Origin of the sequence: Haloechinothrix salitolerans (assembly GCF_042662605.1) — a bacterium.
Taxonomy (GTDB): domain Bacteria; phylum Actinomycetota; class Actinomycetes; order Mycobacteriales; family Pseudonocardiaceae; genus Haloechinothrix_A; species Haloechinothrix_A salitolerans.
This window is the reverse complement of record NZ_JBHSXX010000001.1, coordinates 1,370,174-1,388,020: the sequence shown is the minus strand read 5'-3', so window position 1 is coordinate 1,388,020 and position 17,847 is coordinate 1,370,174. Positions and strand designations below refer to the sequence as shown.

Genomic DNA, 17,847 nt, shown 5'->3' with positions numbered 1-17,847 from the left:
GGCCTGGCAGCCTTCCGTCCAGTAGGAAAGGAGCGTCATGGCAGGCAACAGCGGAAAGCAGGGGCAATCGGTAACCGGGAGGGCCCTCGCACTGCTCGGCGCGTTCGACATCACGCACCCCCGACTCACCCTGTCCGAGCTGGCCCGCCGCGCTGACCTGCCGCTGGCCACGACGCACCGGCTGGCTGGCGAGCTGGCAGCGTGGCGCGCACTCGACCGCGATGATGACGGCTACTACCGCATCGGCCTCCGGCTCTGGGAGGCTGGCTTGCTCGCCCCGGTGTCGAGCAGACTCCGCGAGATCGCGCTGCCGTTCATGCAGGACCTCTACGAGGTAACCCGAGAGAACATCCACCTCGCCGTACGCGACGGTTTCGACGCCCTCTACGTCGAGAAGCTGTCAGGACACCGGTCGGTACCGATCATCTCGCGGATCGGGACGCGGCTACCGATGCACTCCACCGGCGTGGGCAAGGCGCTGCTCGCCAACGCCGAGGAAGCGTTCATCCAGGCCTACTGCGAGCGGCCATTGCCGCGGTTCACCCGTTACACCATCGCCGAGCGCGGCAGGCTGCTGCGCGAATTGCGCAACACGGTCGCGCGTGGCTACGCCCAGACGAACGAGGAGATGACGCTCGGCTCCTGCTCGGTCGCCGTGCCGGTGCCCAGCGAGCGCGGCGCACCGAGTATCTCGCTGGGCATCGTCGTGCACTCCCTCCGCGCCGACCTGCCGAAGCTGGCACCGACCCTGCACAGCGCGGCCGACGCGATCGCGCGACGGCTCACCGAGACCGCGGACGACCCGGCGCCGGGCTTCCTGCACGACCTGCCCCCGCTGTCCGCTCGCGCCCCGTAGAGCGGCGATTGATGTGTTGGTAGTCGCCCGCAGTTGATCAGCTTCCCCTGGGCCACGACAAATGAAATCGATCAAACCGGACATGCCGTGGTAGCAGACCAGGGTAAGTTGATCGAGTTCAGCTACAGTGTCGGACCGTCTCGCTACGGTCCGTAGCGTGACTCACCTCAGCGCTACCGCCCCGGTGTTTACCCCAGCCCAAGCGCGGGCAGCGGGACACTCGGAGGCGCATATCCGCCAGATGCTGCGACGCGGAACCTGGGTGCCGCTGCGACGCGGCATCTACGTCCCAGCGTCAATCCGCGCCGCTGTCATCGGGGACGGCGAACGCGAACACGCGCTCGTCGCGACAGCCGCACTGCTGTCGTTGAACCGTGACGCCGTGGCGGCAGGGACGTCGGCAGCCCGGATCCATGGCCTACCACTACTTGGCCGCCCGGCTGAAGACGTAGTCCTCGCGACCGAAGACCCTGCCGCCTGTGGCAGACGCGATGGCTATGTGCTGCGATGCGCCGCACTGCCTGCCCATCACAGGGCCGTGCGCCACGACGTCGCCGTCACCTCGGCCGCCCGCACCGTCGTCGACCTCGCCCGCGAAAGTGGGTACACCCAGGGCGTTGTGGCGGCCGATGCCGCACTGCACCGCTGCCAGGTGTCGCCGCGTCAGCTCGCCGACATGCTGGTCGACTGCCTCGGCTGGCCGGGCATCGACCAAGCACGACGTGCCGTAACCTTCGCCGATGCCGCTTGTGAGTCTGTCCTGGAGTCGGTCTCCCGAATCGCCATCCAGCAACAGGGACTGCCCGCGCCACGTACCCAGGTCACCCTCGGCGACGCTACAGGCCCCATCGCGCGGGTGGACTTTCTCTGGGAGCACGCAGGCGTTATTGGCGAAGCCGACGGCCTCGCCAAGTATCTAGGCGCTGGCGGCAACGGCATATCGTCAGCCGCACCGGACTTGCGGATGATGCGCGAACTCCTGCGCGCGGAGAAGCGCCGAGAGGAACAGCTGGCCGACCTCGGCTACGAGGTCGTCCGGTGGGGATGGGAGGACGCGATGGACCCGCCTCGCCTCGCACGCCGACTCGATGCTGCATTAACCCGCGGTCTGGAACGCCAGCGTGGTCGCCTGGCTAGTTGATCAGCTTCCCCTGCGTTAACACCAGCGGAATCCGGCAAACCGGACACCATTTGGTAATAGGCCAGGGCAAGTTGATCGACTTAGGTGAGGCGCGGCACCTCAAGGGCTGGACGACGCTGCTGCCGCCTCCGACGATGATGCGGGTGCGCGAGCCGACTCCGCCGCGACTGCCGCTTCGCGCGCCGCCGCGGGTGCAGCGGGTTCCGCCGCAGGTGCCGCCGCCGGGTGCAGCGCCCGCTCGCCTAGACGTCGTCCCAGCTCGGTATACGCCGAGAACTTGCCTTCGCCGAACCACTGGTCTCCGGTGCTGTCGTGCGGGAACTCCGGGTGCTTCGCTGCGTATGACAGCAGCGAGTAGGGCAGCTCGGGCCACAGCCGCGCTTTCGCGATCACGATCCTGCCGGTCACACCGTCCAAACCGGACTCAGGCGGGTACAGCACCGTCCCAGTGATGATCGGGTTCTTCACCAGCCGCGCGTTCAGCGTCGCGAGTGGGTCCTCCGGCGGCAGCGGCGTGCCGCTACCCGGTTCGGCGTCGGACGGCCAGATCTGGTCAAGCACCACCTGCACCCCCAGCTCATGCCGCGCCAACCGCAGTGCTTCGGCCAGCGCCGTCGCGGTCGGCGGCTCGTCCGCGCTCGCGTCGATGCAGTAGATCTTGGTGCAGCGCCGCCGGAACAGCTCGACCAGCCCGAGGTTGTCGTAGTGCCCGCCGTCGGTAACGTGCAGCAACCGGTCGGCGTACGGGTGGATACCGAAAATCTCCTTGAGGAGGTACGGCAACCGTCGTGCGACCGGCAGCCGCCGCCGTGTCCACTCCGCGCTCGCCTGCCGCGCGGCGTGCAGGAACCCCGGGTTCGGCAACCAGGTGCCAAGACGCGCACCCGAGACCGCGAGCAGCACCTGGTACCAACGTGCGGCCCTGCCCATCGACGACGCGAACGCCGCCCCGCTGATCGCGACCGCGCCTTGCACCGTGAGATCTCGACGGAACCGTGTCGTGACGACGTCCTCCAACTGCCGTGTCGCGACCCAGCCAACGTCGGGACCGCCGACCCAGCGCGCGCTCATCGTGTACGACACGCAGTTCAACCCCGGTGGTGTGCGTGACTCCCCCGTCAAGTGCGCCGCCGCCGCGAATATCACCTCAGGGAACGTCAGCCCGTCCTTCACGGTGCCGTATGTCGACAGCGATGTCCGTTCCGTGCTGGGGTACGGCACCGCGACGACCCTGCCGTCGCGCTCGCGGCGCACCGTGCGCACCGCGAACGTCCGCGCGAGCCGTTCCCGGTAGAAGGGGTGCAGGCTCAACGACGTCTCGTCGAACACGAACCCGACGACGAGCAACGCCACGCCCACACCGAGCGCGGTCCACAGCGCGGCGGCCTCGCCTGAGGTCGTGGCGGATCCCGCGAACAGCAGCAGCCATGCCAGGCCGAGCAACGCGGTCGTGAGCACGACGAAGACACGTTGGAGCAACCCACTCGGCACCGCGCCGGTGACGGCCCGCGCGGCGTCGCGCGAGTTCCTGATCGTGGTGCGGTGCTTCCAGAGCACCGCGACCAACGTCGCGACGTAGGTAAGCACCACGGTGCCGACCGGACCGCCGACCTCGACCGCCATGCCCGTACGGGACAGCACGCTCGCCACGACACCGATGAGACTCGGAACGACCAGTGTGAGCGCGGCGACGACCAGGGTCAGCCAGGTCAGCCCGGTCGCCGCCTGCCGAGCCCAACGCCCCTCTGGCTTCCCGGCGGCGGCCCCATGGCCGAACAGCGAGAGGAGGAAGGTCAGCACGACGAGCGCGACCAGCAGATACAGCGCGCCGACCCGGGGCCGTGCGACGACGTCGCCGATGGGCGTGATCGGCACCGCCTGGTAGAACCAGCCCGCGAGCACGCCGAGCACCACAGCGGGTGCGAACAGCATGAACAGTGACAGCAGTAGTCCCCGAGCGACGACGCCGAGCGCGGTCACCACCTCCCACGGAGTGTCAGCGAGGTACGCCGAACGCCGTCGGACGTGGTTCTCCTCGGCGGTGCCGTGCTGGTAGGCGTGCTCCGGTTCACGCAGCACCTCGACGTCTCGGGCGATCGCGAACCGCGGGTCGCGGACCGCGCCGGTGAGCGACTGCTGCAACGCGCCCGCCGTGTAGCCACCACCGGAGACCGACACCAGGTATCGCGCGCCAAGCAGTTCGGAGCGCAAGGTCTGAAGCGCACCCATCGCGACGCTCGCCGCGCGAATTCCGCCACCGGACAGGCAAAACCCAACAGTGTCGTCGCCCTGGGCGAACCGACGCTGGACGTCGGCGGGATCGACGTCTGGCACCCGGTATCCGGCGCGCCATCGCGCGGCGTCGCCGGGGTCGGTGTCCACCGTGGCGGGCGGATCATCGAGCTCCAACGGCTCACCGGGCCAGACGTCGCTGAGCACGCCGGGTCGTGGCGGTGTGAAGGTCACCGCACGCCACAGCACAACCCCGACACCGCTGAGCGCCACCGCGGCGGCGGGTAGCAGGGCGGCGAACTTCAGGACGGCCGCCGCGGTGGCGACGTCCAACAGCCACGCCACCTGGACCAGCAGAAGGATGTTCTCCCCGACGTCGGCTACGACAGCGACCACGGCCGCGGCCAGACCGAACCACGCGATGCGACGTCCGCGCGAGGTGGCGACCCACCGCGCCGCGGTAGTGCCGAGCAGCAGCCCCGCGCCGTAGCATGCGATGAACACGAAATCCCACCACAGCGCGGTGGTGGCGCCGTCGGGCAGCGGTGGCTGTCCGCTGCCACCGAGCTCGATGGCGATGATGTCGACGTGTGGAGCGTTCACGGCGTACAGCCAGCCGCCGACGCCGGGGAGCGCGAGCGCGACCAGTGCCACGGCAATGCCCACCGCCCGTCCAGGTGGCTCCCCTCGGCCACCGGCGGTCTCCGCCCCCAGCGTGTTATCCCGGCCCATGGCTGCCTCCTCGGCACCCGTCAGGGCCAAGCATGCAGCTCGGCGTTCACTCGAGAGTCGCGTTTCGGCCGCGGAAAGTTACGGCCGCCGTCCCATCCGGTGCGATGCCGGGTCCGAATACGTAACGAACTACGTAGCTTTCCGGGTACAAAACGGCGCTGGCTAGGTCACGCTGGAAACGTAGTCCCGGCGGACAGCGACAGGAAGCCAGACGCTCCCAGACACCGAGGCAGGCGACATGAACACCACATCGGACCGGCCCGCGACCGAACACGTGCAGCGCGAGGTGTGGCAGGCGTGGCTGCGACTCAAGCAGGCGAGGGTGGACTGCGACATCACCGCGATGCTGGAGGCCGAGGGCGAGATGAACTCCCTGCTGGACCAGCTCACGACGCGGAAGCTGGCCGCGGCCTCGTAGAAGGGGCAACGGGCACGGCACAACCGCACGCCATATGCTTACGCTCCCGGCGGAGCGGATACCGATGGTGGAACATGGCCATCACCATGGGAACGAACACCAACGAGTTGTAGATCAGGTGCAGCTCCACCCGAGGCACGATCAGCTGCACCAGGCTCGTCGGGACGGCACGCCCCGCGATCGTCACCCCGAGTACGGCCTGGCCGAGCAACAGCAGGTGTTCGATGTGATGCCAGACCTGGATCCCCAGTGCCACGTTCCACCATGTCCGCGAACGGCCCGTGAAACCAGGCGCGAGCACGATGAAACCGACCAGCATCACGACGGCGTAGGCGTAATGCAACCATTCCGACGAGATCAGCCATGGGAACGGGATTCCCAGCACACCCCGCGCCTCAGGAATGGGCCACCCGAGTAGATATATCTGAATGGCCTGCGCGATGTGCTCCGCCCAATGCGAGAGCACGACGATCAGGAACAGCATCAGCATCGTCTTGTGTCCGCCGGTGTTCATCCAGCGGAACCAGCCGCGGATCCGACCATCCCTTGCGTTCGCTCCGGGTACCGGCGTGACACCAGTGGTCATCGATGTTCCTCCCGTTCCGTTCCTCACCCTGATTACCGGTAGTTCTCTAAGGCCTTGACCAGAGACGACGGCACATCGACCGGCTCGGTGCCAGTCGGGGTGCGCCGCAAGCACGCGACGGTCTGCGTTCCCCTGGCCACGAGTTGCTCGGCGCGCCGGAAGTCGAAGGCCATCGTGATCCGGCTTCCCCGGCATTCCCGCAGGGACATCGCGACCTCGATCTCGTCCAGCGCGAAGCACTCCTCGTAATAGTCCATCGCACAGGCGACCGTCGCCAGCGCGAGGTCGCCCGCGCGCACGGATTTGAGCACGTCGGGGACCATGTCGGCGAGGAAGTGTTCCCGGCAGTGGCCCTGCCAGTGCAGGTAGTGGGCGAAGTAGACGTTGCCGACCACGTTGGTCTCGTCGAACGTAACCACGTGCCGATAGCGGTATACCCGGGTCACCGGTGACCATCCACCGCGACGGCGACGGCGAGCATGCCTGGCAGGTCGGTGTCGAACCAGCCGGTCACGACACTGGCGTCACCGCACCGCAGTACGGTCAGGTCAGACTCCACCCGATCCAGCGTCGCCCGATCGGTGTCTGCTACGCCGGCGTCCCGTAGGGCTTGTTCGGCGAGCTCGCGCAGCTGGGACGTGTCCTCCTGTCCGTGCCGGATGGCCGTCGCGACCCCGATTTCGGCGTCCGACGCCGCCAACGCTCCCGCACCGGTCTCCGATACGTCGCGCCCCGTGGTCAACTCGACGTCGTCAGCGATTCCCAGTTCGACGATCCGCCTGCTCAGCAGCGGGCCAAGCAGCCGCACCGGCATCGGCCGCCGCCATTCCCGCATGCTCACGGCCCGCAGCCGGAGACCGTCCCACCGGCACACCAGTTCGCCGGTGGCGTCGACGGCATCGACGTCGAAGACATACTCATCGGCGCTGTGCCAACGTTCGGTAGCCAGTACGCGCAGCTGGCCGGCTGGTGCGCGCCACACCGTGACGCGCTCCGCACCGACAGGAAGCGCCTGCCGATGTGGGACGCAGGCGAGTAACACGTGGAGAACGGCATCGTGTGCGCCGGGGTCGCCGAGCAGGAGACGCTGGCCGTGGAACTGGGAGAACCAGCGATCCTCCTCAGCCGTCACCAGCGCACGCACCCGGAAAGCGGACAATGTCTCGTAGTCGACCAGGCGGCGGAACCGTCCGGCATGGAACAGCAACGTGCCGTAGTAGGGATGCGGCCCGGACATGGCGACGCCATCGGGGGCAGGCGTCGGGACCGAAACCGCCTCCGGCGGGGCGGGCGGTGGAGACACGGTGGCGGCGAAACGGACGCTGCCGAAGTCATCCGCGTCGTCACGCAGGTCGACGTCGATAGCGCTGCCCCTGTCGTCGGCCAGTGCCGCGACCCGCAGTACCCGTGGCTCGTGCTCTCCGACCGTGATCGGCGCTCGCAAAGAGACATCGGTGAACGACACCGGTTCCTGCCGGTCCCGCCCGGTGACCGCCATGGCGGCCTGCGCCATCGCCTCAAGCCCGATGACAGCGGGCACCATCGGTACGCCATCGACACGATGATCGTCGAGGTACGGGTCGGAACCGAGTGAGAGCCGCGCCTGCAGCACGGCTTCCACACCGGGGACGCGCACCAGCTCCTCCTCCGCGAAACGCAGCGTCGGCCAGCTCTCCGATCGCTGCCCCAGCGTGGCCGTCGCGGGAAACCGGCCCGCGAGCATCACCGTCGGCGGAGCGGTGTCGTCGGTCAGCACATCGAGCATCGCCGCCGCGCCCGCCTCCGGGGTGATCGGAGCGATCCCCTGGTCCCGAAGCCGGTCGACGACACCGAGCCGTTCGCCCATCCCGATATCGGACCACAGCGACCATTCCAGTGTGTGGACGCGAGTCTCCGGGTGCTTCTCGGCCCATGCTTCGAGGTCATGTCGCATCCAGTCATTCGCTACGCAGTACTCCGACTGCCCAGCGAGGCCCATCCTGCCGATGATCGACCCGAACCCGAGCACGAGCGTGAGCTCATCACCGACCTCGGCGAGCAGACGGCGGAGTCCGGCGACCTTGGGACGCACCGTCGCTCGTACGGTGTCCTCGTCCAGCGCGCTGAGCAGGCGCGGCTCGTTGCTGCCAGCGCCATGCAGCAAGCCTCGGATGGGGCCGCGTTCCCGAGCCGCCGCGACCGCGGTCGACACCTCGGCGGCATCGGTGACGTCACAGCGCACGTAGTCCGCCGCGACGCGTTGGCGTAGCAGTTCCAGCCCCGCGGCCACGTCGGGGTCGTCGACGGCTCTGCGCCCAAGCACGACCAGCTTCGCGCCGGTCACCGTGGCTAGTTCGGCCGCACAGTGCGCGGTGATCCCCGTCGTTCCTCCCGTCACGAGGCAGACGTCGCCGGTCCGCAGCGGTAGCGGCGCGCCCGCGGACGGCCGGTGCGGCTCGGTAACCGCCGCCGCCAATCCGCCGTCCTCGTCCAACCGCAGTTCCCGGTAACCGACCTCGGTAGCGCAGGCGAGATCGACCTCGCCGTCGGCTCCAGCGTCAACCACCGTGACAGCACAGTCGTCGACTTCGGCAGCGATGCTGCGGGCGAGCGCGGCAGCGGCGGGATGGTCGTGATGCAGCAGCACGAGCAGGTCGGGCGACACGGCCCTGATGCGGCCCACCATGTCCACGACCTCACTCATGGTCGGCTCGATCTCAGTGCGCGCGCCGACGGTGAGCACGAGTCCTCGGCGGGCGGCGCTGTCGTCGCCGTGTTCCGGCAACGGCACGGGCGGCCCGCCAGGTAGCGAGTGCACGGTCCACGCGACCGGCGCGGTGAGCCCGGTGGTCGGCGTGAACGGGACCCATCGCCTCGTGAAGGCACGAACCCAGTCCCGCACGCCAGGAACACTCGGCGCCTCGCTCGCGCCAACGTCCGGCTGTGCCTCGATAATCTCCGCGAGTTCGCTGACCGTGACGTCGGTGACGAACCGATCCGCCGCTGGTGGCTGTTTGCCGAGTCCACTCGCGACCGTGGCGACCAACTCGATCAGCTGCAGCGAGTTGAGATGCAGCTCGCCAAGCACGGAACTCTTCGCGTGAATGCTCGCCAGCGGCAGCTCGAGCGTGTGACCAAGCTGTTCTCGTAGCGCTGTGAGCGGGTCGTCGCCGCGTGACACGACCATCTCGGTCGCCACGTCCGCCTCCGGTCGCGGCTGGCTTGGCGGGGCGTCGACCGCAGGGGCGCTCGACGCCTCGCACGGATTGGACAGCAGCGACAGCGGTTGGTCGATGTCGACATCGCGATAGCCTCGTCCCGCGAACCACGGTTCGAGCTGGACCGCGCCGGCGGCCGCCATCGCGGCGGTGGCGAACGCGCCAGCGCCGGCGGAACCGCCACAATCCATACTCACCGACGGGATGCCTGCCGAGCCGTGTTCCATGATGCGGCGCAACGTATCGCCTGGCCCCACCTCGACCAGCAGGTCACACCGTTCGGCGAGTGCCGCGGCAGCCTGCTGGAACCGGACCGGGGTCACCAGTTGCTCGGTGAGCAATTCGACGAGGTCGTCGTCATCATCGAGGAGACCTCCCGTCACCGTCGAGTGCACGGGGCTCATCGGGCGCCCGATATCGCATTGGTCGAGCACCCGCCGAAACGGCTCGACCACCGGTGCCATCGCCGCGCTGTGGAACCCGTGTGACACCGGCAGTGTCGTCGCGGCGATACCGTCCCGCTGACACCGGCGCACCACATCGTCGACCTCGGATTTCGGACCGGCGACGGTCGTCTGGACGGGTGAGTTGTACCCGGCGATCTCGACCGCCGTGCCGGACAGCAACCGTCTGACCGTGTCGGGGCCCGCGCTCACGCCCGCCATCGTGGTCCCGGAAACCCCGTGGCGCGCCATCAACTGACCGCGCCGGGCCGCCAGCCAGAGCCCTTCTTCTGGAGTGAGCGCCCCCGACCAGACCAACGCGCTGATCTCACCGAGGCTGTGCCCGACAGCACCTACGGGGCGGCAACCCAACGTCGAGAGCCACGCGAGTCCCGCGAGGGACTGCCGGATGATCGCTGGTTGCGCGACCGAGGTGTCGGTGTCCCCTTCGCTGATGGTCACGTCATCAGGGAGCGGGGGAACGTCTACCCGGACGGGCCACTCCGAAAGGACGTCCCTTACCGGCGCGGCCTGGCCAGGAAACAGCAGGCCAATCCTCGCCCGGGAACCAGCGCCGAGCACGTAACCACCGGCCTCATCCACAACGAGTCGCCGGTCGCCATCAGTCAGCCGCTTCCGTGCCTTCGTCGCCGCGGCGACGAGCTCCTCAGGGGAACGCACCACCAGCGCGCACCGCACGGGGGCGTTGCTCGACGACGTCTGCGCCACCGTGCTGGCGAAATCATGCACCTCGGCAGCGCTCAGCGAGCCGCAACGTTCGACGATCTGATCCAACCGCGCGGCGAGATCGCTGGCTGTCGACGTACCGAGCAGCACGATCTCGTGCTCGGGCAACGGTCTACTCCAGGCCAGCGTAGTGGCCGGGATTTGTGGCGCCGTCGCCGTTCGCTCCCCTTCGAGCACGACATGGGTGTTGATCCCACCGAACCCCATGGCCGACACCGACGCTCGTGGCATAGCTGACCGCCACGGTTCGGCATCGGGCTGAATACGTAGTGACGAACCATGTTCCGTTAGCAAGGGGTGCGGCTCGCGGCAGCCGGTCGTCGGCGGGATCACCCTGTGGTGCACGGCCAAGGCAGCTTTCATCAGCCCAGCCACTCCCGCAGCCGCCTTCGTGTGCCCAATGTTCGCCTTGATCGAACCAAGCGCGGCCTGCCGCTCCGTGTCACCCCTGATCTCACGCAACACGGTGAGCTCAGCCGCGTCCCCGACGTGCGTACCGGTGCCATGGCCCTCAACGAGGTCAATGGTGGCGGGCTCGACGCCGCTCATCTCATACGCGCGCCGCAAGGCACGCGCCTGGCCGCTCGACTCGGGCCGGGTGAGGCCACCCGCGCCGTCCGATGACGTTCCCCATCCGACGATGTGCGCGTAGCTCCGCAGACCCGCCGACTCGGCGTCCTCGGCGCGCATGAGCGCGACGACACCGCAGCCTTCCCCTGGAAGGAAGCCGGTTGGCTCCGCGTCATACACCCGCATCTCACCGTCGGCGAGCGCACCCAGCCTTGCGAAGCCAACCAACTCGAACGGGTCAAGACTGAGATCAACGCCCCCGGCGAGCGCGAAGTCGAGCTCACCAGTCGCCAACGCCCTGCTTGCGGTCATCACCGCGAGCAGGCTTGACGCGCACGCACCGTCTACTGTGTACCCGGTTCCGTTGAAGTCGTAGTGGTTGCAGATCCTACCCGCTATCGTGTTGGCGAGCGCACCGGCGAGCGAGTCTTCCCCAGGCACCGGAAACGGCTCCTTGAGTAACTCTTCGAGTGCGGCGATGGTCGCCGCACTCGTCGATTCGTCCGCACCAGCGCGTTCGAGGGCAGCGACGGCGGCGCGGTGCACGAACGGCCACCGCAGCCTGATCTGGTGGGCGCGGGTGAACTCACCGGTCAGCGAGTTGCCCATGACGACACCGACCTGCTCGCGGTCAAGTCCCGCCGCATCGGGGAATCCCGCGTCGGCGAGCGCTTCCGTCGCGACCTGAAGCGCCATCCACTGCGTCTCGTCCGTCGCCCGGTACAGCGCACCGCCGATGCCGAAACGCGTCCGATCGAACTCCCAGTCTCGTAGCAGACCGGCATGCGTCACATAGGTATGGTCCGGCTCCTGCCGCGAGCCGATGTAGGCCGACGAGAGCCGATTCCCAGGAATGGCCCGAAAACCACGCCGCCTGCCAAGAACGGTCTGCCATAGCCGCGTCGGATTGTTCGCGTCCGGATAACGGCACGCCATCCCGACGATCGCGATGCGGTGTCGCGTCATTTGCTCGCACCTCCAGTGCGTACACCCGAGAACGCGCGTCGCAACATGGGCTTCATCGGCTCGGCGACCAGCACCAGCCCGCGCAACAGGCAGGTGATCACCAGCGCGAAGAACAGTCCGAAAACGACCTCCGAGACGACGAGCACGCCGTACACGGCCGCGGTGACCAGCCCGAACACAACTTGGTTACGGGTCTTGAACGGTGTCGTACCAGGGTCGGTGATCATATAGTTGGTGAAGAGAAGGAACGCCACGCCCGTGACGGGAAGCAACGCACCGAGCAAGGCGTGATCCAGCAGCGCCCATCGCAGTACCGCCTGCGCGACGAACCCACCGACCCAGCCAAGCACCAGCGGCATCTTGCCGGTCAGACCCGCGTTGAGCATCGTGCCGAGCACGAGGATGCCCAGCGGCACGAGCCAGTCCAGAGCGCCGCTGATGTTGTTGGTGAAGTGATAGGGCGGCGCGATCCCCACCCACGGGAACAGGATCAGTGTGATCGCGATGCCCGCGTTGGAGGGGTTGAGAACGTGGCGCAACCTGCCTCTGGCGCGCACCCGGACGACGTACTTGCTCGCGTTGGCCACCGTCACCGCGAACACGTACGGCCACACCGAGGAGTTCCCCCACAACAACATCGCGCAGGCGAGGCCACTGATGTGCGCCGGAAGCAGGAAGATAGCCAGCGCGGAAAGGCCGCCGCGAAACTCGGGATCGCGGCCGAGCGCCCACGCGTCGAGCGCCTCGAAAAGCACCGCCGTCGCGTAGCTGACCAAGATGGCCATGATCGGGGCTATCGGTGCCTGCTCGAACCCGAGCACGGTGTGACCGAGCACGGTGAACACCGTGATCGACAGGGCGAAGCGCTGGAGTGCGCGTACCCGCCGCACCTGTGGGGACATGTCGACTTTTGGACCGCCACCGGACTCGGGTGCGCTATCGCGGGTGGGTTCGTTGGTCGTGGTCGATACCGGAGCTGTTGTCGTCATCGCACTACCGCCGTTCCACTGTCGTCAACGGTTACGGTTCGATGGCCCGGCCGCAGTTCGACGCGCGCGCTGTGCTTCCCGTCGGCGTCACGCCAGCTCACCACGGCGGGAGCTGGCTCGCCGCCAGGCAACACGAAGTGCAGCTCGCTCGCGGAGACGCCCGCGTGACCGTTCGCCGGATACAGCTGCCGCCGTTGCGGCCGATCCGGATGGCGCAACTCGATTCGCGCACCGATCACATCGACTTTCCCGGTCCCGCTGCCGGTGACCGACTCCCGCACGACCCTCACGTGGGCCGCATCATCGGCGGGTACCTCGTTACGCAGCAGGACGGAGTCTTCCCACTGGTTCGCGACGACGACGTCGAGGCTGCCATCGCCGTCGACATCACCGAAGCCAAAACCCCTGCTGTTGTACGGCGCCGCGATCCCGACCTCAGCGGCAAGATCGGTATACCTGCCATCAGCGTCCGCGACCCACAACGGATTCGATTCGTGACCTGACAGGTCATCCTCCGGCCCGAATTCTGGCCACACTTCCGGATAGCGCAGCAGATCGTCATTGCCCATCGCCAGCTCCTGCAACAACGGCCAGCGGTCGACATCGCCCTCAAGGAACCCGTTGGCTTGCATGACCTCGTCGACACCGTCGTTGTCGAAGTCTCCCGCCTTGATGTCCCAGCACCAGCCACCACGCGCGATGCCGAGTTCCTCACTGCGCTCGTCGTACGGCAACGTACCGTCGAGCAGCTCCGCTGGGTCGCCATCCGGAACGAAGGCGAGGTTGCTCTCGTGCAAGGCGTATGGCGTCGTGATGTTGCTGACCATGATCGCGGGCAGCTCCGCGTCGCCCTGATAGGTAAAGGTCACCCCCATGCCCTTGAACGAGTCATGGCCGAGCACCTGCGACTTCGGGGTGGTCAGATCGCGTTCACCGGTCACCTCGACCAACCGGACGTCCCCTGGTGTCGACCGATTGACAAGAAGCTGATCCGGCCCGAAATCATTAGCCTGGTAGAGCTCAGGCAGCGCGTCACCCGTGAGGTCCTGCAGTCCCATGGCAAGCGTCCAGGCACTCGCCGCGTGGGCGGGTAACGCGTTGCTGTGGTCGACCAACGCCGGCTTGGTGTCTGGCTCACCCGACGGCGTCGTCAGCAGTACCCGGTTAGTACCGGCGTTGCGCGCCAGCGCCATCGAGTCCTGCATCGCCATCCTGCTCTCCTCCGTCGCGGTCGGATCAAGCACCCGTGCGCCATCGGGGAAGTAGTTCGCGACCAAGACGTCAAGGTGACCGTCGCCGTCGACGTCCCCCACGTTGAGCCCGGTCGAGTTCCACACCTCCATCGGCTCGATCAGCTCGACGGCGCGGAACGTGCGTGCGGTGGGCGGTCCTGGCTCGGTAGCGGTGTTGAGGAACAACACCGGGGAGCGGCCCCAGTAGTAGACGAGCAGGTCACGATCGCCGTCCTCGTCGAGGTCGGCGGGCACGCAGCCCATCGGCGCCATCGTGTCGTCGTAGCGCAGGCCATCCGGTGAGAGCCGCACCGGGTCATAAGCGCCGCCATCGCCCGGCACCGGCCGGACGGTTACCGAGTCATCCCTTGGATCGACAAGGCACACATCAGCGGGAAATCCAGATTCGCGCAGATCGAACACGGCGGTAGCCGCACCGACGGCGGAGATCCAGCTCCGGATCCGTTCCACGGCGGGTGCGACCGATCGTTCCTTCGCGGCACCGTCCGGCTCGCTGTTGACCCGCTCGACGGTGAAGTCGAACCGTTCGGCCATGCGGCGTGCTTCGGCCGCACCGACGTCGGGACGGATAGTGAACAGGCTGAATGCCACACATAATGCGAGGGTGACCGACAAGGCGACAATCCTGCGGGCGGCAGGCGGCATACGCGACTCCTCAATCGTGGGTGACGATGGTGGAAAGCGACTCCCTGATCCGGGTTCGCCAGTTCAGATACGCGGCGATGTCGCCTCGGCTCGTCAGCCCACGTGCCGTGACATCCGACAAGGAGGCGGCTTCCGTGGCATCGACCTGAAGCAACTGCCTGCACGCACGTTCGGTATGGGTGGGAATGATGGCGGCGCGTGCCCGCGCACCCGCGGCGAACACCAGTCCCTGGGCGAAGTGTTGACGATAATCACCGCTGGCCTGCGACAATCGTCGTCGCCCTACGTCGTCGGTTGCACCCGCATAAGCGCAAGCAAGCCCGACACCACTCCATACCGGCGCGCGGGCTCGGGTGGGCAACGCGGCGACGCGGCGAGCGATGCCATCGACGTCGCCAGCCTCGATGAACCACAACGCGCGGCCATAGCCGCCGTACCTTGCCTCGGCGCGTTCGTCCGGTCCGGCCACGCAGCGGCGCACCACCACTTGCCAGCCACCAAAGAATGCCTCGGCGAAACCCGCGCCGTCGAGGGCGAGCCACCGCACGAGGGGCGTTGCGGGAACGGCTACCGGCAACCGTAGCCGTAGCAGGCCGAACGGCCAGCCAGCACCAACGTGGATGAGATGGACGTAGCACTGCCCGTGGCCGGCGAGCAGGCGAGCCAGCGCGCGAGAGCGCCCGAGGGTCGTGATGTCGATGAGTCGAGCGAACATGGCGGCGCCTTCGTAGGCGAACCCGCGCTCCTCTTCGGCGATCGTGGCAAGCGCGGGATGCGGGTCGCGCCAATGGGCGACCGCGAGATTGAATCCAGTCAGGAAGCTCCTGGCATGTCCCTCGAGGATCGCTCGCGCGTCGGGCCGGTCCGTCCGGAACCCTCGACGGGAGAAATCCGCCATACGCAACGGTAATCGCACGAACGGGCGACCGCGACCGCTCGCACCGTCGTGAGTCGATGTCTTCGCCGCGAACGATCGCACCATAGCTGCCCCCACCGCGGTAGCGCCAACCTCATAATGACTACACTATTTGTCATTTGTTTATGAGTGCTATGACAGAAGGCCGAAATAGTCACTGGCCATGACCACGGCCGGGCCCCCCGCCGCGACTATCACGCTGACCAGATAATGATCACAATCGCCACTACCGCTCACAGTGCCGTCAAGACTGGAACGCACTGACCCGATCAAGCCCCACCTCCGGTGGCCGATTTAGCCCGATCCCCATCGCCGCGGCGAACGAAAACCGTTCACTCAGGACACTTACAGCAGGCATTCCGCCTAGCCAACCGCTGATCCTTAAGTTTCACTCAGTCATCGCAACGGTCATACTCTAGGGCTGGGCCACCCGGAGCAGTACTTGACGCCGGACCGACAATCACTGTCACAACGCCAAATTCCGTATCGTGAATTCTCGTTACGACAACTGTGCCACGGCAGAAGCACGCAAGTCCGAAGGGTTCGAGCTGGCGGCAACAGCCTGGACTTTCACATAAAAATAATATAGCGTTCAAATGACCATGCGGACCCTGCCCCGTCACCGCCCGTTCACCGACCCGAGGTGTGTCCGTGCACGATTCGATCGATCCCGTTTTCCTCGCCCACCAGCCACAATCGATCGCGGAAACCGGACTGGCTCATGCCTCGAAGCGAGGGGCTCGGCACGCATCGGTACGGCTGGAACAGACGCGCCACGCCGAGACGATCCTGCTCGACGGCGTTCTCGCGGGCGAGGGGGATACGACCGAACTCGGCCTCTCGGTTCAGGTGCGACCGAACGGCGGCGCCACCGGCTTCGCCGCGACGACCGAGATCTCCCCCGGCGCCGTAACGTCCGCGGTGGATCACGCGATAGCCATGGCCACGGCGAGTTCTCGGATCGGGGGCGACTATGGCGAACCCGCCGATGAGCCCATCTACCGCGACGAGGTCTGGCTGTCCGACTACCGCGTCAACCCGTTCACCATCGCCGCGGACGAGCGCGCCCGGTTCCTCACGAAATGGTCAGACGCGTTACTGAAACACGACGACGTCGCCAGCGTGCACGCCAAGCTTGTCGCCGTACAGGAAACCAAGTTCTACGCCGACCTCGCGGGAACCACGACCACGCAGCAACGCGTCCGGGTTCACCCCAGGGTAACGATCACGGGGCGGCGTGCGGACGGCTCCGCCGAGACGGTAAGCACACTCGGCCCGCCTACCGGGCGAGGCTGGGAATATCTGCTCGGCGATGGCTGGGACTGGGAGGCCGAGATCGCGGAGCTACCCGGGCACCTCAGCGACAAGCTTCGCGCCACGGAGCTCGCCGATGGGTGTTACGACCTTGTGGCTGACCCGTCACACCTGTGGCTGACGATCCACGAGACCATCGGTCACGCCACCGAACTCGACCGCGCGCTCGGCCACGAGATGTCCTACGCGGGCGCCACCTTCACCGCGCCCCACGACATCGGAACGCTACGGTTCGGCTCGCCGTTGCTGAACGTCATCGCCGAGCGGACATCCGCACACGGACTGGCCACGGTCGGGTTCGACGACCAGGGAGTAGCGGCGCAACGCTGGCCGCTCATCGAAGACGGCGTCCTCACCGGCTTCCAGACCGACCGCGACACTGCGGTAGCACTCGGCGCCGCCCGGTCCACCGGATGCGCTTTCGCCGGGTCCGCACTGCACCCGCCACTGTCCCGACTACCGAACGTCTCAGTACTCCCCGGCGAGGACGATGTCACGACGCGACACCTGATCGGTGACGTCCGCGACGGCGTCTACGTCGTCGGACCGAGTAGCTGGTCCATCGACATGCGACGGTCGAACTTCCAGTTCACCGCGGACCGTTGCTACCGCATCCGTAACGGACGACTCACTCACCAGCTTCGCGATGTCGCGTACCAGTGGAACACCACCGACCTCTGGCGATCACTAGCCGCACTAGGGGGCGAACGAAGCTACCAGACGTTCGGCGCGGATCTCTGCGGCAAGGGACGCCCGGTGCAGATCGCCGCGGCGAGCCACGGCAGCCCTCCCGCGTTGTTTCGAAATGTTCCGATGCGCACCATCGACGGAACCAGGTAGCC

At 67.2% G+C, this 17,847-nt stretch carries 11 protein-coding genes; 4 read left to right on the top strand and 7 right to left on the bottom strand.

The annotated features are described in order from the left end of the window. Window positions 1–37: 37 nt before the first annotated feature. Together ACFQGD_RS06495 and ACFQGD_RS06490 are read left to right on the top strand one after the other, a co-directional pair. On the top strand, window positions 38–856 hold the full coding sequence (locus ACFQGD_RS06495) for an IclR family transcriptional regulator (protein ID WP_345405789.1): 819 nt from the start codon (window positions 38–40) through the stop codon (window positions 854–856). Window positions 857–1,013: 157 nt separating this feature from the next. Then, window positions 1,014–1,997: a type IV toxin-antitoxin system AbiEi family antitoxin domain-containing protein gene (locus tag ACFQGD_RS06490; protein WP_345405786.1), complete on the top strand. Its 984-nt coding sequence runs from the start codon at window positions 1,014–1,016 to the stop codon at window positions 1,995–1,997. Window positions 1,998–2,096: 99 nt separating this feature from the next. On the opposite strand, the gene ACFQGD_RS06485 is transcribed toward ACFQGD_RS06490, so the two are convergent. Continuing rightward, entirely contained in the window at window positions 2,097–4,961 is a 2,865-nt protein-coding gene (locus tag ACFQGD_RS06485) for a patatin-like phospholipase family protein (protein ID WP_345405783.1), read from the bottom strand. 238 nt (window positions 4,962–5,199) lie between these two features. Between ACFQGD_RS06485 and ACFQGD_RS06480 the strand changes: the two genes are divergently transcribed. Beyond that, window positions 5,200–5,379 (top strand): hypothetical protein, encoded by a 180-nt coding sequence (locus ACFQGD_RS06480; RefSeq protein WP_345405780.1) that lies wholly within the window; start codon window positions 5,200–5,202, stop codon window positions 5,377–5,379. Here ACFQGD_RS06480 and ACFQGD_RS06475 read toward each other — a convergent pair. The 6 genes from ACFQGD_RS06475 to ACFQGD_RS06450 form a co-directional block, all read right to left on the bottom strand. After that, on the bottom strand, window positions 5,348–5,965 hold the full coding sequence (locus ACFQGD_RS06475; protein ID WP_390183707.1) for a hypothetical protein: 618 nt from the start codon (window positions 5,963–5,965) through the stop codon (window positions 5,348–5,350). The genes ACFQGD_RS06480 and ACFQGD_RS06475 overlap by 32 nt on opposite strands. 32 nt (window positions 5,966–5,997) lie before the next feature. Next, window positions 5,998–6,411, bottom strand: coding sequence for an acyl-CoA thioesterase (locus ACFQGD_RS06470; RefSeq protein ID WP_345405777.1), 414 nt, complete (start codon window positions 6,409–6,411; stop codon window positions 5,998–6,000). Next, the gene (locus ACFQGD_RS06465; protein ID WP_345405774.1) at window positions 6,408–11,888 is read right to left on the bottom strand and encodes a type I polyketide synthase; all 5,481 of its coding nucleotides are present in this window, start codon (window positions 11,886–11,888) and stop codon (window positions 6,408–6,410) included. Before ACFQGD_RS06465 ends, ACFQGD_RS06470 begins: the two co-directional genes overlap by 4 nt. Beyond that, entirely contained in the window at window positions 11,885–12,877 is a 993-nt protein-coding gene (locus ACFQGD_RS06460; RefSeq protein ID WP_345405771.1) for an enediyne biosynthesis protein UnbU, read from the bottom strand. Before ACFQGD_RS06460 ends, ACFQGD_RS06465 begins: the two co-directional genes overlap by 4 nt. Continuing rightward, entirely contained in the window at window positions 12,874–14,721 is a 1,848-nt protein-coding gene (locus tag ACFQGD_RS06455) for a CRTAC1 family protein (protein ID WP_345405768.1), read from the bottom strand. The genes ACFQGD_RS06460 and ACFQGD_RS06455 overlap by 4 nt, the downstream gene beginning before the upstream one ends. Window positions 14,722–14,785: 64 nt before the next feature. Next, complete coding sequence (locus tag ACFQGD_RS06450; protein WP_345405765.1) at window positions 14,786–15,673, bottom strand: DUF1702 family protein; 888 nt, start codon at window positions 15,671–15,673, stop codon at window positions 14,786–14,788. Between the two features lie 669 nt (window positions 15,674–16,342). On the opposite strand from ACFQGD_RS06450, the gene ACFQGD_RS06445 reads away from it, so the two are divergent. Beyond that, window positions 16,343–17,845 (top strand): TldD/PmbA family protein, encoded by a 1,503-nt coding sequence (locus ACFQGD_RS06445; protein ID WP_345405763.1) that lies wholly within the window; start codon window positions 16,343–16,345, stop codon window positions 17,843–17,845. Window positions 17,846–17,847 lie beyond the last annotated feature (2 nt).